Annotated in this window: 3 protein-coding genes; all 3 read right to left on the bottom strand. The window is 70.8% G+C overall.

The window, feature by feature from the left end:
* Positions 1–12 precede the first annotated feature (12 nt).
* Genes MZC64_RS22230 through MZC64_RS22220 form a run of 3 tightly spaced genes read right to left on the bottom strand, consistent with a single transcriptional unit; the run spans position 13 to position 21,015 of the window.
* Positions 13–216 (bottom strand): MbtH family protein, encoded by a 204-nt coding sequence (locus MZC64_RS22230; protein WP_185003027.1) that lies wholly within the window; start codon positions 214–216, stop codon positions 13–15.
* Positions 209–1,468, bottom strand: coding sequence for an MFS transporter (locus MZC64_RS22225; RefSeq protein ID WP_247758453.1), 1,260 nt, complete (start codon positions 1,466–1,468; stop codon positions 209–211). The genes MZC64_RS22230 and MZC64_RS22225 overlap by 8 nt, the downstream gene beginning before the upstream one ends.
* A complete protein-coding gene (locus MZC64_RS22220) occupies positions 1,465–21,015 on the bottom strand; it encodes a non-ribosomal peptide synthase/polyketide synthase (RefSeq protein WP_247758454.1) in 19,551 nt (6,516 codons plus the stop codon). The genes MZC64_RS22225 and MZC64_RS22220 overlap by 4 nt, the downstream gene beginning before the upstream one ends.
* Between the last annotated feature and the right edge of the window lie 2 nt (positions 21,016–21,017).

The following is a 21,017-nucleotide window of genomic DNA, read 5'->3' as shown; positions in this document are numbered from 1 at the left end:
CGTGGCGCGGGGTCAGCGCGCGCCGTTGTCCATTCGCTCGCGCAGGCTCTTCGGGCGCATGTCGGTCCAGACCTCGTCGACGTACTTCATGCACTCGTCCTTGCTGCCCTGCTTGCCGACCGCCCGCCACCCGGCCGGCAGCTCGGTGCCCACCGGCCACAGCGAGTACTGCTCCTCGTCGTTGACCAGCACCTGGTACTTGCCGTCCTCAGACATTGACCTGCCCTTTCTCCGTGGTGGTGGCCGCATCGGGCCTGGGGAAGTTTCGTAGGGTGGGGCTCAGCGTCACCAGCAAGGCGACCAGTGCGATCCCGGTGGTGCAGACCAGTACGGCGGTCTGGGCGTCGAGGGTTTCCATCAGCACGCCGCCGAGGGCGGGGCCCGCGGTGCCCGCGACGCCGGTGGCCACCCCCATCACGCCGCCCAGCCTGCCGCGCAGCTCATCCGGGGTCAACAGCAGCTGGTAGGTGTGGATCGTGGTGTTGGCCGCGGGCAGGGTGAAGGCCATGCCCGCGAACAGCAATCCCATCAGGTAACCACTGTGGATCAGCAGGGTGAGCGGGGTCAGCGCGGCGAGCACCCAGAACACCGCGATGATGGACACCGCGGGGCTGATCACCCGGTGCAGCAACGGGGCGGCCAGCGCGCCGAGCAGTCCGCCGACGCCCAGCATCGCGGCCATCACACCGATTTCGCCTGCCGGCACGTTCCGGCTCTGCGCCAGGATGATCACCACCAGGTAGAAGGCGGTGAAGAACAGGTTGAGCAGCACCGCGCACAACGCCATCGTCCGAAGTGGACGTTGCTGCCAGACCCAGCGCACGCCGGTGACGATCTCGCCGCCGAGCTTGCCGATCGGCGCGTTCTTCTTCTCCTGCTTGGGCAAGCGCAGGAACAACAGGCCGAGGAAGGCGACCGTGTGCGTGATGAGGTCGACCAGGAACGGCACCACCCGGCCGATCGCGAACAGGAAACCGCCGGCCGCGGTGCCCAGCAGCTGGGCCAGGTAACCGCGGGCGGCGTTGATGGAGACCGCGGTGCCGAGCTGCTCCACCGGCACCAGGTTGGGCAGGGTGGCTTCCTCGGCGGGCTCGAACAACGCGGCGGCGATGCCGATCACCGCGGCGACCGCGACCATGTGCGGCACAGTGGCCACATCCCACCACAGCGCGAGCACCAGGCTGGCCGCGGCGATGGCCTGCGCGGCCTCGCACAGCACCATCACCGCCTTGCGGTTCCAGCGATCGGCCAGCGCGCCCGCGGGCAGGCCGACCAGCAGTCGCATCGCGGACATGGTGCCCAGCACCAGTCCGGAGGCCGCGGGTGAGCCGGTGACCGCCAGCACCACCAGCGGGAAGGCGAAGGTGCTGATGTTGACGCCGAGTTCGGCGCTGGCCTGGCTGACCCACAGCAGCTGGTAGTTCCGGTTGCGGGACAATGGGACCAGGCGGGTGTCGGTGCTGCTCACTGCTTTCCTCCGCAGTCCAGGGCGATCTGCTCCAGCGCGGTGCGGAAGTCCGCCGCCACTCGCTGCACTGTGGACTGATCGTGGGTGTCCGGCCGGTAGTGCCAGGCGAAGCGGAGCTGTCCGCCACCGGCCGCGCCGACCACTTCCAGGAGGTGCTCGCCCTGGTTGGCGTGGTCCTCCTCCTGGCCGATGGAGCCGTGCGCGGCGTGGTAGAGACCCGCTTCGGCCTCGCCGCGGACCGCGCTGTCCCACTGGCCGAGGTAGTTGAACACGATCTGCGCGCGCTGGTCCGCGGCCAGCCGCTCGCGTACCTCGGGGGTGCCGAGGTGACGGAGCGCGCCGAAGCCGAACCCGTTGTTGGGTAAGGCCCGCAGTTGCCGCCGCACCGATTTGATCAGGGTGCGCCAGTTGGTCTCGCCGGTGGCCGGGACTTCCAGGCCGACCGGGAACATGGTGGTGAACCAGCCGACCGTGCGGGAGAGGTCGACCCCGTCCAGGATCTCCTCCCGGCCGTGGCCCTCCAGGTCCACCGACACCCGCTCCTGGCCGGTCCACCGGCTGATCGCCCAGGCCAGCGCGGTGAGCAGGACGTCGTTGATCCGGGTGCGGTACACCGTCGGCGCGGCGAAGAGCAGCGCCTCGGTGGCCTGCCGGCTCAGTTCCACGGTCACGGTGGCGGGTTCCTCGACCGGCCGGTCCTGGTGGTCCACCGGCAGCAGCGCGCCGTCCAGCGCGCGGGTCCAGTGGGTCAGCTCGTGGTCGAGACCACCGCTCACGACATGCTCGGACAGCCGGATCGCCCAGTCCCGGAAGGAGGTCGAGCGCGGGCCGAGGTCGACCTTGGCGCCGCGGGCGGCCTGCTGGTAGGCGGTCTCCAGATCGTCCAGCAGCACTCGCCAGGACACCCCGTCCACCACCGCGTGGTGCACGGCCAGGAACAGGTGCGGGCGAGCCGGGCCGCAGTCGAAGAGCACCGCCTTGAGCTGTGGGCCCTCGCCCAGGTTGAAGCTCGCGTGCACCTGGTCGGCCACCCGTTCCATCGCGGCCCGCTGGTCTGCCGGGTCCACTGTGGACAGATCGTGGCGGCGGATGATCTCGCCGGGGGTGAACGGCGGGTTGTACTGGTGCCACTGGCCGTCGACCTGCTCGAAGAGCATGCGCAGTGCGTCGTGGTGTTCCAGCAGCGCCTGCACCGCGGCCTCCAGCGCGGCCGGGTCGGCCTGGTGGTCGAGTTCGAGCAGCGCGGACTGGTTGAAGTGGTGCGGGTTGGCCTGGTAGGCGCCGAAGAACCAGTCCTGGATCGGGGTGAGCGGCACCGCGCCGACCGCGGCTTCCTGACCCGCCTGCCCGGCCTCGATCTCGGTGACCACCTTGGCCAGGCCGCCGATGGTCTGGTTGGCGAAGAGGTCCTTGGTGGTGAAGGCGTACCCGGCCTTGTGCGCCCTGGACACCACCTGGATGGTGAGGATGGAGTCGCCGCCCAGCTCGAAGAAGTTGTCCGCGGTGCCGACCCTGGCCAGGCCGAGCACCTCGGCCCAGATCTCCGCGAGGGCCTTCTCCGCCGGGGTTTCCGGCGCCCGGTAGGCCGCGGTGAGTTCGGGTCCGGCCTCGGGTTCGGGCAGCGCCTTGCGGTCGACCTTGCCGTTGGGGGTCAACGGCAATCGCTCCAGCAGGGTGATCGAGGAGGGCACCATGTAGTCGGGCAGGGTGGCCGCGACGAACTCGCGCAGTTCCAGCGCGGTGACCTCCTGCCCGGCCGGGACCACGTAGGCGACCAGGCGTTTGCGCTGGCCCTCCACCCGGACCTCGGCGATGGCCTCGGCGAGGTAGGGGTGGCGCAGCAGCACTGCTTCCACCTCGCCCAGCTCGATCCGGAAGCCGCGGATCTTGACCTGGTCGTCGGCGCGGCCCACGAACTCCAGCTGCCCGGCGCCGGTCCAGCGCACGATGTCGCCGGTGCGGTACATCCGACCGCCGGCCGGGCCGAACGGGTTGGGCAGGAAGCGATCCGCGGTCAGGCCGGGGCGGTTGAGGTAGCCGCGGGCCAGGCCGTCCCCGGCCACGTACAGCTCCCCCGGCACCCCGGTGGGCACCGGCCGCAGCCGCTGGTCGAGCACGTACACCTGGGTGTTCCAGATCGGCCCGCCGATCGGCGGCACCCCGCCCGGGACAAGGGGTTCGCTCCAGGTGGCGACCACAGTGGACTCGGTGGGCCCGTAGGCGTTGATCATCCGGCGGCCGGGCGCCCAGCGGGCGACCAGGTCGGCCGAGCAGGCGTCGCCGCCGACGATCAGGGTGCGGAACTCGGGCAGGTCGGTGTCGGGCACGGTGGCCAGCGCGGCCGGCGGGATCAGCGCGTGCGTGACCCGTTGGGCGGCCAGGACTTCGGCCAGCTGGTCACCGAGCAGCGGGCCGGGTGGCGGCACCACCAGGGCGGCGCCGGCGGGCAGTGCCATACACAGTTCGAGCACCGAGGCGTCGAAGCTGGGCGAGGCGAATTCCAGCACCCGGTCGCCGGGCTGGACCTCGAACCGGTCGATCTCGGCGGCGGAGAAGCTGGCCAGCCCGGCGTGCGAGACCACCACACCCTTGGGGGTGCCGGTGGAGCCGGAGGTGTAGATGACGTAGGCGGCATTGCCCAGTGCCACCGCGTTGGGCGGATCGTGCGCAGGGCACTGGTCCACTGTGGACTGAGTCTCAGCGAGGAAGTCCTGGTCCAGCACGAGTACCGGCTTGGCGTCGGTGAGCATGAACTCGATCCGTTCGGCCGGGTAGGCCGGGTCGACCGGCAGGAAGGCGGCGCCGGCCTTGAGCACGGCCAGCTGAGCCACGATGATCTCCGCCGACCGGGGCAGCGCGAGTGCCACGATCCGCTCCGGTCCGGCCCCGCGCCCGACCAGGAACCGGGCCAGCCGGTTGGCCCTGGCGTTCAGCTCAGCGAAGCTGATCGTCCCCTGTGGACTGATCACCGCCGGGGCGTCCGGGGTGCGCTGCACCTGGGCTTCGACCAGTTCGGCCAGAGTCGCCGGGGCCACCGTCTGGTCGGTGTTGTTCCACGCCAGCAACAACCGGTCCCGCTCGTTGTCGCCGAGCAGCGGCAGATCGTCGACCGGCCGGGCCGGGTCGGCGGCGATGCCGGCCAGCAGCACGCCGAGGTGTTCGCCGAACCGGGTGATGGTGCCGGGGTCGAACAGGTCGGCGTTGTAGGTGATCGCGGTGTGCAGGCCGCCTTCGTGCTCGACGAACTCCACGGTGAGGTCGAAGCTGGCGTTGACCAGCGGCAGCGGCACGTTGTCCACCGCGAGGCCGGGCAGGTCGACCCCCGAATGCGGGGTGTTCTGCAGCACCACCATGGCCTGGAACAGCGGGGTGCGACTGGTGTCGCGTTCGGGCTGGAGGTGGTCCACCACCCGCTCGAACGGCACTTCCTGGTGCGCGAAGGCGCCCTGCACGGTGTCCCGGACCTGCCCGAGGAACTTGGTGAAGGTGCGTTGTCCGTCCACTGTGGAACGCAGCACCAGGGTGTTGACGAAGAACCCGATGAGTCGTTCCAGTTCGGGGCGTTCCCGGCCGGAGACCACGGTGCCCACCGAGATGTCGTCCTGGCCGGACCAGCGGCGCAGCACCAGCTGGGTGGCGGCCAGCAGGGTCATGAACAGGGTGCCGCCGTGCGCCCGGCCGAGGGCCTTGAGCGCGTCGGCGACCTCGGCGGGCACGGCGAACTCGTGTTCGGCCCCGGTGCTGGTGCGCACCGCCGGGCGCGGGCGGTCCAGCGGTAGTTCGAGTGGCACCGCGCCGTCCACTGTGGACTGCCAGTAGTCGAGCTGCTCGCTGAGTGCGGAACCGGCCAGGGTGGCGCGTTCCCACACCGCGAAGTCGGCGTACTGGATGGGCAGCGCGGGCAGTTCCGGGGTCTGGCCCAGGGTCGCGGCCCGGTACAGCTCGCTGAGTTCGGCCAGCAGCACGCCGGTGGACCAGCCGTCGGTGACGATGTGGTGCAGCATCAGGCTGAGCACGTGCCAGTCATCGGCGAGCCGGAACAGCCGGACCCGCAGCAGTGGCCCGTGTCGCAGGTCGAACGGCCGGGCCGCCTCCTGCTGCAACCGGGCGGTCAGCGCTTCCGCATCCCCGTCCAGGTCGACCAGGTCGAGGTCGGCCTCGGTGGGTGCGTGCACGACCTGCACGCCGCGGCCGTCCACCGAGGAGAAGGTGGTGCGCAGGGATTCGTGCCGGGCGATGAGGCCGGTGAGCGCGGTACGCAGCGCCGGCACGTCGAGTTGACCGTCCAGGCTGAGCGCGGTGGGTGAGATGTAGGCGGCGCTGTCCGGCTCGAACTCGTCCAGGAACCACAGTCGCTGCTGGGCGAAGGACAGCGGCAGCGCGCCGGAGCGCGGCACCGCCGGGATCGCTTCCGTGGTCTCGCTGCCGATCACCGCGGCCAGCTGGGCCACCGTGGGGTGGCTGAACACCAGTCGCGGTGAGACGTCCACGCCGAGTGCGGCGCGCAGCTTGGACACCACCTTGATGCTGAGGATGGAGTCGCCGCCCAGCTCGAAGAAGTTGTCCAGCGCGCCCACCCGGTCCACGCCGAGCACCTCGGCCCACACCTGCGCCACGGCCTGTTCGGCGGCGGTGCGCGGTGCCCGGTAACCGGCGGTGGTGCTGGTGTACTCGGGGGCGGGCAGGGCGCGGCGGTCGAGCTTTCCGTTGCGGGTCAACGGGAGTGCGTCCAGGGTGACGAAGGCGGCCGGGACCATGTACTCGGGCAGCACACGGCCCAGTTCGGCCCGCGGGTCGGTGGACTCGTTGTCCCGCACCAGGTAGGCGACCAGGCGGTGCACGCCGGGCTGGTCCTCCCTGGCGATCACCGCGGCGGCGGTGATGCCGGGCAGGGCGGTGAGCGCGGACTCGATCTCGCCGGGTTCGATCCGGAAGCCGCGGATCTTGACCTGCTCGTCGGTGCGGCCGAGGAACTCGATGCTGCCGTCACCGCGCCAGCGCACCAGGTCGCCGGTGGCATACATCCGGGAGCCGGGTGCGCCGAAGGGGTTGGCCAGGAACTTGTCGGCGGTGAGGCCGGGGCGGTGCAGGTAACCGCGGGCGACCTGCTCCCCCGCCAGGTACAGCTGCCCGGCCACACCGACCGGGACCGGCTGGAGGGCCGGGTCGAGCACGTATGCCTGGAGGTTACGCAGTGGTCGGCCGATCACCGGGCGGTCGCCGTCGACCTTGCAGGACAGGGCGTCCACGGTGCACTCGGTGGGGCCGTAGAAGTTGTAGCTGGCCGTTTCCGAGTTGCTCAGCTCGGTCCACAGGGATTCGCCGAGGGCTTCGCCGCCGAGCATGAGCACCTTGGGCCGGTGCGGGCCGTCCAGGAGTCCGGCCGGGATGAGCTGTTGCACATAGGACGGGGTGAGGTCGAGGAAGTCGATCCGCTGGGTGTGCGCGTAGTCAACCAGTGCGCGCGGGTCGAGTCGGACCTCGTCGGCGATGAGGTGCAGTTCGTGGCCGTCGGCCAGCAGCACCAGACCTTCCAGGGAGGTGTCGAAGGAGAACACCGCGGTGGTGGCCACCCGCAACTTCCCGCCCGCGTGTGCGACGAAGTCGTTGCGGTGGTTGAGCAGCAGGTTGACCAGGCTGTGATGTTCGACGCTGACACCCTTGGGCTTGCCGGTGGAGCCGGAGGTGTAGATGACGTAGGCCGCGTTGTCCGTCCGAAGTGGACTGTCCAGGTCGTGGCCGTCCTGGATGTCGGTGGCGGCGGTGAATTCGGCCGAGTGGTACAGCTCCGCGGTGAGGGTGACGGCGGGCTGGGCGTCAGCGAGCAGGGTCTCGATCCGTTCCGCCGGGAGCCGCGGGTCGACCGGCAGGTAGACGGCCCCGGCCTTCCACACGGCCAGGACCGCCACCACCAGGTCAGCGGTGCGGGGCAGAGCGACCGCGACGATGCGCTCCGGCCCCGCACCTTGGACGACGAGCTGACGGGCCAACCGGTTGGCCCGCGTGTTCAGCTCGTCGAAGGTGCACCGGGTGTCCCCGAAAACCAGCGCGAGGTCCTGTGGCGTACGCCGGACCTGCGCCTCGAACATGGCAGGGTATGTGGCCGCGGGCAGTTCACCCGCGGTGTCGTTCCAGTCGGCGAGCACCTGCTGGCGGTCCACTGTGGACAGCCAGGGCAGCTCGGCGAGGGTGCGCTCGGGTTGCGCGGCCAGCTCGGTGAGCAGCAGCGTGGTCTGGTCGAGCAGGCGGCGCACGGTGTCGGCGTCGAACAGCCTGGGGTCGTAGGAGAGTTCCAGCCGCAGCCGCTCGTCCAGGAAGGCGGCCAGTGCGAGGGGCAGGGTGGTGGTGTCCACCATGTCGACCTGCCCGACCTTGGGTGCGCCGTCCAGGGAGTCGTCGCCGAGCGGGTAGTTCTCGAAGACCACGATGCTGTCGAACAGGCTGCCCTGGATCTCGCTCCAGCCCTGCACCTGGTTGAGCGAGACGAAGTCGAACCGGCGGGCCTCGGACTGCTCGGCCTGTAGCTCACGCAGCCAGGGCAGCAACGGCCGGTCCGGCTGCACCCGGACCCGGGTGGGCACGGTGTTGATGAACATGCCGACCATCGACTCCACGCCGGGCAGTTCGGCCGGACGCCCGGAGACGATGCTGCCGAAGACGACGTCGGTCTGCCCGCTGTGCCGGGACAGCAGCAGTGCCCACACGCCCTGCACCAGGGTGTTGACGGTGAGCCCGTTGCGCTTGGCGACCTCGTGCAGCCGGGCGGACTGCTCGACGGTGAGGTGGTGGCCGAGTTCGCCGGTGGACTCGGCCCGGTGCGCCTCGCGCGGCTGCCGGTCGAAGGGCAGTGCGGTGGCACTGTCCACTCCGGACAGCGCCTGCCGCCAGAAGTCCTCGGCGGCGGTCAGGTCCTGCCGGTCCAGCCAGTGCAGGTACTCGCGGAAGGGCCGCCGGAGCGGCAGGTCGGGGGTGCGGTGGCCGGTGATGGCGGCGTACTGCTCGGAGACCTCGGCGAAGACCTGGCTGGTGCTCCAGCCGTCCAGCAGCACGTGGTGCGAGGTCCAGACGAGCAGCACCTCGTCAGCCCCGAGCTGGGCGATCTTCAGTCGGAGCAGCGGGGCCTTGCTGACGTCGATGCCCGCGGCCAGGTCCGCGGCGAGCAGCCGGTCCAGCTCGACCCGAGTGTCCTCTTCGGACAGTGCCCGCCAGTCGAAATATTCCACCGGAAGATCAATCCGGCGGTGCACGACCTGAACTGGCTGGTCCAGGCCCTGCCATTCCAAGTGGCCGCGCAGCACCGGGGTCCGGTCGACCACTCGTTGCCAGGCCAGGCCGAGCGCACGCGGGTCGCGGACGCCGGTGAGCCGGAGCCGGGCCTGGTCCACGTAGGCGCCGCTGTCGGTGTCGACCAGGCTGTGGAAGAGCATGCCGGCCTGCAACGGGGTGAGCGGGTAGATGTCCTCAACCGCGCGGCCGTCCCCGGCCAGCCGGTCCACTGTGGACTGGTCGAGCCGGGCCAGTGGGAAGTCCGAGGGGGTGCGGCCACCGGCCTGCGGGGTGGCGCAGTGCGCGACGATCTCGCGCAGGGAGGTGGTCATCTGCTCGGCGAGGGCGCGGATGGTCTGTTCCTGGTGCCGGTTCTCCGAGTACTGCCAGGACAGGTGCAGTTCGCCGCCGGTGACCGCACCGACTACGTCGATCAGGTAGGGGCGGGCCGAGCCGGGTGCGTTGTCGCTGCCGAGGCTTTCGCCCTGGCCGCGGATCAGGCCGTCACCGGCGCCGGCGACCTCGAACTGGCCGTGGTAGTTGAAGCTGATCAGCGGGTCTGGGTCGGCGGCCAGCGGGCTGTCCGTGGTCAGGCGGCGCAGGGCTTCGTAGCTGAGGCCCCGGTGTGGCACGGCGCGCAGGCGTTCCTTGACTGTCTTGAGCACGCGGCCCCAGTCGCCGTCCGCGCCGAGCGCGACCGGGAACTGGGTGGTGAACCAGCCGATGGTGCGGGAGAGGTCGACGCCGTCCAGGATCTCCTCCCGGCCGTGGCCTTCCAGGGCGACGAGCACCCGGTCCCGGCCGGTCCAGTCGGTGAGGGCGGCGCCGAGTGCGCTGAGCAGCACGTCGTTGATCTGGGTGCGGTAGACCTCCGGCACCTGGTGCAGCAGCGCGTCGGTGGTGCCGCGGTCGAGCTGGACGGAGACGGTGCGGGTGGAGTCGGCGGTGTTGGGGCCGTCCAGGTCCACCGGCAGGGTGGCGTGTTCCACTGTGGACAGTCCGGTCCAGTGGTCCAGGTCGGTGTCGAAGCCGCCCGCGGTGGTGTGTTCGTCGAGTAAGTGGGTCCACTCGCGGAAGCCGGTGCCCACCGGGTCGAGCCGGATGGGTTGTCCGGCGGTGGTCTGGCGGTAGGCGGTGTCCAGGTCGCCGAGCAGCACCCGCCAGGACACGCCGTCCATGACCAGGTGGTGCACGACCAGGAACAGCCGCTCGGTGCCGAACAGCAGGGCCCGGAACAGCGGGCCGTGCTCCAGGTCCAGGCTGGCCTGGGCTTCGGCTGCGGCCTCAGCCAGGGTGGACGGGTCGTGCTGGGAGAAGAACTCGCCCGGCTCGTGGCTGTCCTGGCGCCATTCGCCCTGGTGCTCGCTGAACCGGATGCGCAGGGCTTCGTGGTGGGCGAGCACGGCGGTGAGCGCGGTGCGCAGGGCGGCGGGATCGGTGCCGGCGGCCAGTTCCAGGTGCATGGACATGGTGAAGTGGTGCCGGTGCGCGGGTTCGGTGCTGAAGAACCAGCGCTGGATCGGGCCGAGCGCGCTGGGGCCGGTCAGTTCGACCCTGGCGCGCGCGATCTCCTCGGCGCTGACCACCGGGGCGAGGTCGGCGATGGTCTGGTGCAGGAAGATGTCCTTGGAGGTCAGCCGAAGTCCGGCCTGCCGGGCCCTGGAGACCACCTGGATGCTCAGGATGGAGTCGCCGCCGAGGCCGAAGAAGTTGTCGGTGATGCCGACCTCGGCCACACCGAGCACCTCGGCCCAGACCGCGGCGAGCTGCGTTTCGACCGGGGTGCGCGGGGCGATCCTGCCGGTGGCCTCGGCTTCCGGAGCGGGCAGGGCGCGGCGGTCGAGCTTGCCGTTGGCGGTGACCGGGAAGCGGTCCAGGGTCACGAACGCGGCCGGGATCATGTAGTCGGGCAGTTGTTCGGCGAGGAACGGGCGCAGGGTTTCCGCGGTCGCGGTGCCGACCAGGTAGGCGGCCAGGCGTTTGCGGCCGTTGTCGGTGCGGACCTGGACCAGGGTCTCGCTAACCTCCGGGTGCCGGAGCAGGGCGGCTTCGATCTCGCCGAGTTCGATCCGGAAGCCGCGCAGTTTGACCTGGTTGTCGATGCGGCCGAGGAACTGGAGCATGCCGTCCGGGAGCCAGCGGACCTGGTCGCCAGTGGCGTACATCCGGTCTCCGGGCGGGCCGAACGGGTTGGCCAGGAAGGTGTTCGCGGTCTGGCCGGGGCGGTTCTGGTAGCCGCGGGCCAGGCCCGCGCCCGCGAGGTGCAGTTCGCCGGGGACGCCGACCGGGACGGGCTGGAGCTGGGGGTCGAGCACGTAGGCCCGCATGCCGTCCAGGGGGCGGCCGATCGGGATGACCGGCGGCACCGAGTCCACAGTGGACATCCGGTGGGTGCTGGCGAAGGTGGTGGTCTCGGTGGGGCCGTAGCCGTCCACCACGGTGAGGTCGGGGCAGGCGGCCAGTACCCGGCGGACGGATTCGGCTGGCACGATGTCGCCACCGGTCCAGACCTCGCGGACGCCGGTGAAGCAGCCCGGATCTTCCTGGGCGGCCAGCCGGAACAGGCCGGCGGTGAGCCAGAGCCCGGTGATGTCGTAGCCGCGGATCGCGGCCGCGTCCACGTCACCGGGTGCGGCGACCACCACGGTGCCGCCGTTGAGCAGTGGTACCCACAGCTCGTAGGTGGAGGCGTCGAAGGCGGTCGGCGAGTGCAGCAGCACCCGGTCATGGCCGTGCTGGAAGCGGCGGTCGGCGGCCAGCGCGACCACGTCCCGGTGCCGGATGGCCACGCCCTTGGGCTCGCCGGTGGAGCCGGAGGTGTGCATGAGGTAGGCCAGGTTCTCCGGCGTCACCACGGGTGCGGCGCGCAGCGGGGTGTCCCCCGGCTGGTCGGCGCGCAGGATATGTCCACTGTGGACAGCGTGGCCGCTCTTCTCCCAGCCGCCGTCGGTGATCAGCACCTGGGCGCCGGTGGCGGCCAGGATGGCGCGCAGCCGGTCCTGCGGGGCGCGGATGTCGAGGGGCACGTATGCCGCACCGGCCTTGAGGATGGCCAGCACCGCGACCACCAGGTCGGCGGAGCGGTCCATCAGCAGTGCGACCGGGGCTTCGGTGGTGACACCGGCGGTGCGCAGTCGCTGGGCGAGGCGGTTGGCCCGGGTGTCCAGGGCGGCGTAGCTGAGCCGGTCGGCGCCCGCGATGACCGCGGTGGCCTGCGGGGTGGCCCAGACCTGGGCTGCGAACCGGTCCGGCACGGTGTCGGTTTCGCTGTCCGGGCCGGTGTTGTTCCACTCGGTGAGGATGCGGTGCCGTTCGGCCGGGCCGAGCAGCGGCAGGTCGGCCAGGCGCTGTTCCGGGTCGCGACCGAGCGCGTCGAGCAGGCGGCCGAGGTGTTCGGCGAGCCGGTCGGCGGTGTCGCGGTCGAACAGGTCGGTGTTGTAGTTGACCGCCAGGTGCAGGCCGGCCGGGGTGTGCACGAACTGGAACAGCAGGTCGAAGGTGGCCGCCACCACCGGCATCGGCAGTTCCTCGACGGCGAGGTCGCCGAGACCGGGGTGTTGGTCCGGGGTGTTCTGCAGCACGATCATGGCCTGGAACAACGGGGTCCGGCTGGTGTCGCGTTCGGGTCGCAGTTCGTCCACCACCCGCTCGAACGGCAGGTCCTGGTGGGCGAAGGCAGCCAGCACGGTGTCCCGGACCTGGCCGAGGAATCCGGCCACCGAGTCCCGTCCGTCCACAGTAGACCGCAGCACCGCGGTGTTGACGAAGAAGCCGACCAGGCGGTCCAGCTCGGCCTGCTCTCGGCCGGAAGTCACCGTGCCCAGCGCGATGTCCGGCTGACCGGACCAGCGGTGCAGCAACAGCTGGGTGGCCGCGACCAGGGTGGTGAACAGGGTGCCGCCGTGCTGCCGCCCGAGGGCGGTGAGGGTGTGCGCGATCTCGGTGGGCAGCACGCGTTCGACAAACGCGCCGTTGCGGGTCTGCACCGGCGGGCGCGGGCGGTCGGTGGGCAGGTTCAGCGGTTCGAGGGCGTCCAGGCGGGTGCGCCAGTAGTCGACCTGACTCTGCAACAGGTCACCGGTGAGCTGGTTACGTTGCCAGGCGGCGAAATCGGCGTACTGCACCGGCAGCGGCGGCAGTGTGTCGCCGGTGTAGACGGCGTTCAGCTCGGCGGTGAGCACGCCGGTGGACCAGCCGTCGGTGGCGATGTGGTGCACCAGGATCAGCAGCACGTGCTCGGCCGGGGCGAGCCGGTAGAGCCGGGCCCGCAGCACCGGGCCGGTGGCCAGGTCGAACGGGGTGCCCGCCTCGGCGAGCAGGGCCGCGTCCAGGTCGGCCGGGGCCAGGTCGGTGATCGGCAGTTCGACCGGGTGCGGGGCCTGGATCAACTGGCGGCCCTGGCCGTCGACGGTGGTGTAGGTGGTGCGCAGTGGTTCGTGCCGGGCGACCAGGTGAGTCAGTGCGGCGTGGAGGCGGTTGGTGTCCAGGTCGCCGGTGAGGCGGAGCACGGTCGGGGACAGGTATTCCAGGCCGCCGGGCTCGAACTGGTCCAGGAACCACAGCCGCTGCTGGGCGAAGGACAACGGTAGCGCGCCGTCCCTGGGCTGCACCGGGATGGTCAGGTCCACTGTGGACTGAGCGGCGGGCAGGATGCGGGCCAGGTCGGCGACGGTGGGGCTGGTGAAGACCGCGCGCGGCGCGACCTCGGGGCCGAACAGGGCGCGCAGCCGGGAGATCACCCGGATGCTGAGGATGGAGTCGCCGCCCAGCTCGAAGAAGTTGTCCGTGACGCCGACCGTGGGCAGGCCGAGCACCTCGGCCCAGACCTCGGCCACCTGGCGTTCCAGCTCGGTGCGCGGGGCCACCTGCTCGGCCGTGGTGTACTCGGGTGCGGGCAGGGCGCGGCGGTCGAGTTTTCCGTTGCGGGTCAACGGCAGCGCGTCCAGGGTGACGAACGCGGCCGGGACCATGTAGTCGGGCAGCCGGGAGCCGACGAAGGCGCGCAGGTCGGCGATGGCCGGGATCAGCGCCTGTTCGGCTGGGACGAGGTAGGCGACCAGGCGGTTCTCGCGGGCGATCACCGCGACCTCGGCGGCCCAGTCCGCACCGGCCAGCACGGCTTCGATCTCGCCGGGTTCGATCCGGAAACCGCGGATCTTGACCTGGTCGTCCACGCGACCCAGGAAGTCCAGTAGTCCGTTGGCGGTCCAGCGGACGCGGTCGCCGGTGGCGTACATCCGGGAGCCGGGTGCGCCGAAGGGGTTGGCCAGGAAGCGATCGGCGGTCAGGCCGGGGCGGTTGAGGTAGCCGCGGGCGACCTGCTCCCCCGCCAGGTACAGCTCGCCGGGCACGCCGACCGGGACCGGCTGGAGGTCGTGGTCCAGCACGTAGGCCTGGAGGTTGTGCAGTGGGCGGCCGATCACCGGGAGGGGTGATTCGTCCACGCGGCAGTAGACCGCGTCGACCACGCATTCGGTGGGGCCGTAGTAGTTGTAGCTGGTGGTGTCCGGGGCGGCGGCCAGCTCGCGCCACAGGGCGGGACTGGTGCCCTCGCCGCCGAGCATCAGGATCCGGGGCCGGTGCCGGGAATCGGTGAGCAGTCCGGCCGGGATCAGTTGCTGCGCATAGGACGGGGTGAGGTCGAGGAAGTCGATCCGGTTCCCGGCCACGTAGTCGACCAGGGCGCGCGGGTCGAGACGGGTCTGGTCGTCGATGAGGTGCAGCTCGTGGCCGCAGGCCATGCCGAGCAGGCCCTCCCACGAGGTGTCGAAGGAGAACACCGCGGTCAGTGCGAGCCTGCTGGGGCCGGATTCCGGGTGGAACAGCTCGTTGGCGTGGTTGTGCAACAGGTTGGCGAGCTGGCGGTGCTCGATCAGCACGCCCTTGGGTTTGCCGGTGGAGCCGGAGGTGTAGATCACGTAGGCCGGGCTGGCCTGGTCGATCCGCACTGCCGGGTCGGTGTCGGGCCGGCCGCTCAGGTCGGTGGCGGCGAGCAGGTCGTCGGTGAGCACGAGCACCGGGTTGGCGTCACCGAGCAGGAAATCGATCCGGTCAGCGGGCTGGTCGGGGTCGACCGGCAGGTAGGCGGCGCCGCTCTTGAGCACGGCGAGCAGCGCGATCACGAACTCCGGTGAGCGGCTCATTCGCAGGGCCACCAGGCGTTCCGGGGCGGCGCCGAGGCTGATCAGGTGGTGGGCCAACCGGTTCGCGCGGGCGTTGAGTTCGGCGAAGGTGAACCTGGTGTCGCCGAAGACGAGTGCGGTGCGGTTGGGGAACTGGGCGGCGCGGGTCTGGAAGGACTCCGGGTAGAACTGGCCGTTGGTGGCCAGTGCGGTGTTGTTCCACCGGGTCAGCGTGGTGGTGCGGTCTTCGTCGGTGAGCCAGGGGATGCGGCCGAGTGGGCGAGCAGGGCTGGTGGCGAACTCGGTGAGCAGCAGGGCCAGCCGGTCCGCGATGTCCCGGGCGGTGCCGGGTTCGAAGAGCTGCGGGTCGTAGGACAGCTCGAACTTGAGGCGGTCCAGCAGGTAGGCGCTCAGGGTGAGCGGGAAGCTGGTGGTGTCCACGGCCTTGACCTCGCGGATGCGCAGCCCGGTCTCGTCCACGGCCTTGTCGTCGAAGGGGTAGTTCTCGAAGACGACGATGCTGTCGAACAGGGTGCTGCCGCCGGGCAGGTCACTGTAGGAACGCAGCTGGGCCAGCGAGACGAAGTCGAACCGGCGTGATTCGGTTTGCCCGGTCTGGAGGTCACGCAGCCAGCTAAGCAAAGTCTGTCCACTGTGGACTTCGACCCGGGTGGGCACGGTGTTGATGAACAGGCCGACCATGGCCTCCACGCCGGGGAGTTCGGCGGGGCGGCCGGAGACGGTGGTGCCGAAGACGACATCGCGCTGTCCGCTGTACCGGGACAGCAGCAGTGCCCAGGCGCCCTGGACCAGGGTGTTGACGGTGAGCCCGTTGGCCTTGGCCAGCTTGCTGAGCTGGGTGGACTGCTCCGCGCTCAGTTCCAGGGCGACCATGTCCGCGGACTCGGCGGCGTGGTTAGGACCGGGCTGGTGGTCGGCCGGGAGCGGGGTGGGGCTGGTGAATCCGGCCAGCACGGTGCGCCAGTGTACGTCGGCGGCGGCCGGGTCCTGCCGGTCCAGCCACTGGAGGTAGTCGCGGAAGGGCCTGCGGGTCACCAGGTTGGGCGGGGTGCCGGTGAGCTGGGCGGCGTACTGGGCGCAGACCTCGGCGAAGACCTGACCGAGGCTCCAGCCGTCCAGCAGGATGTGGTGGAAGCTCCAGACCAGCACGACCTCGTCCGCGCCGGTGCGTGCCAGGGTGAGGCGCAGCAGCGGCGGGGCGGTGAGGTCGATGACGGCGGCCCGGTCGGCGGCCACGATCCGGTCCAGCTCGGCGTCCCGGTCCACTTCGGACAGTGCACGCAGGTCGTGCTGGGCAATGGGCAGGTGCACCTGGCGGCGGACCACCTGGAGTGGTTGTGGCACACCTTCCCAGACCAGGGCGCTGCGCAGGATCGGGGTGCGGTCGACCACGAGCTGCCAGGCGTGGGCCAGCGCGTCGACGTCGGTGACCCCGGACAGGTCCATCCGGGCCTGGTCGAAGTACGCGCCGCGGTCGGCGTCGACCAGGCTGTGGAAGAGCATGCCGGCCTGCAGCGGGGTGAGCGGGTAGAGGTCCTCGATCGCACGGCCGTCCCCGACCAGTCTGTCCACTGTGGACTGATTGATGCCCGCGAGCGGGAAGTCCGAGGGGGTGCGGCCGCCAGTGCCCGGAGTGGCGCAGTGCTCGGTGATCTCACGCAGGGTGTCCATCAGCATTTCGGCGAGGTCGCTGATGGTGCGTTCGTTGTGCACATTGGCCGAGTAGAGCCAGGTGAGTTCGAGTTCGCCGCCGTCGACCAGTCCGGCGATGTCGATCAGGTGCGTGCGGGTTTCCTCGGCGGCCTGGTCCTTGCCGAGCGGAATGCCACGGCCGCGCACCAGGCTCTCCGGGTTGGCCGAGCCGGAGTCCCACTGGCCGTGGTAGTTGAAGCTGATCCGCGGGGCCGGGCCGTCGTTGAGCTGGCTGTCGGGGGTGAGGTAGCGCAGTGCGCCGTAGGACAGGCCGCGATGCGGGACGGCGCGGAGTTGTTCCTTGACGGACTTGAGGATCGAGCCCCAGCCCATGTCCGCGGGCATGGTGAGGGCGAGGGGGAACTGGGAGGTGAACCAGCCGACGGTGCGGGACAGGTCGATGCCGTCCAGGATCTCCTCGCGGCCGTGGCCCTCCATGGCCAGCAGCGCGCCGGACTGCCCGCTCCACTCGGCCAGCACGTGGCCGAGTGCGCTGAGCAGCACGTCGTTGACCTGGGTGCGGTAGACCTCGGGCACGTCCTGGAGCAGCGCGCGGGTGGTGGCCTCGTCCAGCCGGGCGGTGACCGATCTGGTGCTGGCCACGGTGTTCGCGCCGGGGTGGTCGATCGGCAGCTCGGCGGGCACGGCACCGGTCTGGGCGGTCCAGTAGGCGAGGTCGGCGTCCAGGCCACCGGCTTCGACGTGCTCGATCAGCTTGTGCGACCAGTGTGTGAACGGGGTGCTGACCGGTTCGAGGCTGATGTCCTGGCCTGCCTTGGCCTGGCGGTAGCCGGATTCCAGGTCGCCGAGCAGGATGCGCCAGGACACGCCGTCGACCACCAGGTGGTGCACGGCCAGGAACAGCTGCGGGGCTCGATTGGGGCCGAGCTGGAACAGGATCGCGCCGATCAGCGGGCCGCTGCCGGGGTGCAGGTCGGTCTGCACGGCCAGCGCCTCGGCGTTCATGGCCGCCTGCTGATCCTCCACTGTGGACAGATCAACGACGCGCAGCACGGGCTGCGGTTCGGACTCGGCGGAGTCCTGCGACCACTCGCCGTCGACCTGGGTGAAGCGCAACCGCAGCGAATCGTGGTGCTTCACCAGGGTTTCGACGGCCTGGCCGAGGGCGGTGGCGTCGGTGTCCGCGGCCAGTTCCAGGGTCATGGACATGCTGAAGTGCGGCTGGGCGCCGTGTTCGGTGAAGAACCAGCGCTGGATCGGGGTGAGCGGGGCCGGACCCTCGATGATCTCCACCGGGGCCTGCTCGGCCGCGGCCAGATCCGGCACCGCGGACACCAGCTCGGCGATGCTCTGGTGCAGGAAGACGTCCTTGGAGGTCAGCCGCAGGCCGGCCTTGCGGGCCCGGGAGACCACCTGGATGCTCAGGATCGAATCGCCGCCGAGGGAGAAGAAGTTGTCCCGCAGGCCAACCCTTTCCACGCCGAGCACCTCGGCCCAGACTGCGGCCAGGGCCTGTTCGGTCTCGGTGGCCGGGGCCACGTACTCGCCGGTCTCCGCCTCGGTTTCCGGGGCGGGCAGCGCGCGGCGGTCGATCTTGCCGTTGGCGGTCAGCGGCAGTACGGGCAGTGCGACGAAGACCGAGGGCACCATGTACTCGGGCAGTCCGGCGCGCAGGTGTTCCCGCAGGTCCGGGAGGTCCGTGCCGAAGACGTAGGCGACCAGGCGTTTCTGGCCGTGGTCGGTGCGGGCGAGCACCACGGCCTCGGTGACGGCCGGGTGTGCGGTGAGCGCGGCCTCGATCTCGCCGAGTTCGATCCGGAAGCCGCGGATCTTGACCTGGTCATCGGCGCGGCCCAGGAATTCCAGGTTCCCGGCGCCGTTCCAGCGCACGGTGTCGCCGGTGCGGTACATCCTGGTGCCCGCCGGGCCGAACGGGTCGGGCAGGAAACTCGACGCGGTCAGGCCGGGGCGGTCCAGGTAACCGCGGGCCAGACCGGCGCCCGCGAGGTACAGCTCGCCGGGGATACCGACCGGCTGCGGGGTGAGGTTGTGGTCCAGGACGTAGGCCCGCATGTTGTCCAGCGGGCGGCCGATTGGCACGGTGTCCGGCACCGAGTCCACTGTGGACATCGGGTGCTGGGTGGCGTAGGTGGTGGTCTCGGTGGGGCCGTAGACATCGCTGAGCAGCAGTCCGGCGCAGGCGCCGAGCACCCGTCGGATGGCGGCTGCGGGCACGATGTCGCCGCCGGTCCAGACCTCGCGGGCGCCGGCGAAGCAGCCCGGGTCTTCTTGCGCGGCCAGGCGGAACAGGCCGGAGGTGAGGAAGATGCCGGTGACGCCGTGTTCGCCGATCATGCGGCGGATCAGGTCCGCGTCCACGTCGCCGGGCGGGGCGATCACGGTCTGGCCGCCGGCGAGCAGCGGCACCCACAGCTCGTAGGTGGAGGCGTCGAAGGCACTCGGCGAGTGCAGCAGCACGCGCTGGTGGCCGGGTCCGAAGCGGTGTTCGTGCGCCAGGGCCACGATGTCCCGGTGGCAGACGGCGACACCCTTGGGGCGGCCGGTGGAGCCGGAGGTGAACATGACGTAGGCCAGGTTCGCCGGGTCGATCTCGATCGCGGGCGGCTGGGGGCTCAGGCCGGTGTGGTCGGCGTCGACCAGCTCGACGAGTCCACTGTGGACCTCGGCGGCGGTGGCCTGCCAGGTCTGGTCGGTGAGCAGGATCTGGGCGCCCGACTCGGCCAGCACCAAACGCAGTCGGTCCGCGGGGGCGCGCTGGTCCAGGGGCACGTAGGCAGCGCCGGCGGTGAGCACGGCGAGTTCGGCCACGGCCAGGTCGGCGGAGCGCTCGATCAGCACGCCGACCCGCTGTTCCGGCCGGACGCCGAGGGCGATCAGGTGGTGGGCCAGGCGGTTGGCGCGGTCGGCGAGTTCGCCGCGGGTGACCGGGCCGTGTTCGGTGATCAGCGCGGTCGCGGCCGGGTCCTGGCTGACCTGCTCGGCGAACAGCGCGGGCACGGTGCCGGTGGGCAGTTCGGTGTCGGTGGTGTTCCACTCGACGATGACCTGGTGGCGTTCCTGTTCGGAGAGCAGGGAAAGCTCGGTGAGCGGGCGGTCGGGGTGGGTGACCACCTCGGTGACCAGGCGGACCAGGTGGCCGGTCATCCGCTCGATGGTGGCCGCCTCGAACAGGTCGGTGTTGTACTCGAACACCCCGGCCAGGCCGTCCGGGCCTTCCTCGAACTCGGCGGTGATGTCGAAGTTCGCGGTGCCACGGGTCAGCGAGACCGGCTCGACCTGGAGATCGGGGAACACCGGGGCTTCGCCCTGGGCGTTCTGCAGCAGCACCATCACGTCGAACAGCGGGTTGCGGCTCAGATCCCGTTCGCCGCCAACGGCATCCACGAGCCGGTCGAACGGGGCTTCATCGTGAGCGAAAGCATCGAGTACGGTGTCCTTGACGGACGCGAGTAACTCCCGGAAGCTGCGCTCGTCGTCCACAGTGGACCGGAGCACGACCGTGTTGACGAAGAAGCCGACCAGCTTGGCCAGTTCGGGCCGGTTGCGACCCGCGGTGACGGTGCCGATGGCGATGTCCCGCTGCCCGGAGTAGCGAGCGAACAGCAACTGGGTGGCAGCCACGATCGCGGTGTACAGCGTGGTCTCGTCGGCACGGGCCAACTCGGCGAGCTTGGTGCTGACCTCGGCCGGGAAGGCGAACTCGTGCCGGGCACCCGCCGAGCTACGCACCGCCGGACGCGGGCGATCAGTGGGCAGGGCAAGGGGTTCGACGCCCTTGAGCCGTTCGGTCCAGTGTGCGAGTTGCTGCTCCAGGGCGTCGCCGGTGAGCCGGTCGCGCTGCCATACCGCGAAGTCGGCGTACTGGATCGGCAGGTCGGGCAGCTCGGTCTGGCCCGCGTACCGGGCGGCCAGTTCGCTACCGAGCACGCCCATGGACCAGCCGTCGATGATGATGTGGTGCGCGGCCAGCAGCAGCACGTGGTCCTGGGCGCCCAGCTCGAACAGCGCGGCCCGGAACAACGGCCCGCGGCGCAGGTCGAACGGCCGCGCGTACTCGGCGGCCAGCAGCTCCGGCAGTTCCGCCTCACTGGTGACCGCGGTCGCCAGGGCGATGTCCTGGTGCGGGTGCGTGATCTGCACGCCCCGGCCGTCCACCTCGTCGAAGGTGGTGCGCAGGGATTCGTGCCGGGCCACCAGCGCGGCGACCGCGTCGGCGAGCGCGGTGACATCGAGGGGTCCGCGCAGGCGCAGGGCGAGTGCGCTGTTGTACTCGGCGCCGCCGGGCTGGAACTCGTGCAGGAACCACAGTCGCTGCTGGGCGAAGGACAGCGGCAGCGGTTCGCCGGTGCGCTCGGCAGGTGGGATGGTGTCGGTGCGCTGGGCCTTTCCGGCCAGGCGCTTGCGCATCAGCTCCTGCAGGTGCGCGGGCAGGGCTGCGGTGCGGCTCTGTTTCGACGACGGCATTG

Source organism: Crossiella sp. S99.2, assembly GCF_023094165.1.
GTDB lineage: Bacteria > Actinomycetota > Actinomycetes > Mycobacteriales > Pseudonocardiaceae > Crossiella.
The sequence above is the reverse complement of the archived record's forward strand: the minus strand, read 5'-3'. Positions and strand labels throughout refer to the sequence as shown.

Excerpts from the sequence above, each read along its gene's own strand:
- MZC64_RS22230 (WP_185003027.1), bottom strand. The coding sequence starts at position 216 with ATGTCTGAGGACGGCAAGTACCAGGTGCTGGTCAACGACGAGGAGCAG.
- MZC64_RS22220 (WP_247758454.1), bottom strand. The coding sequence starts at position 21,015 with ATGCCGTCGTCGAAACAGAGCCGCACCGCAGCCCTGCCCGCGCACCTG.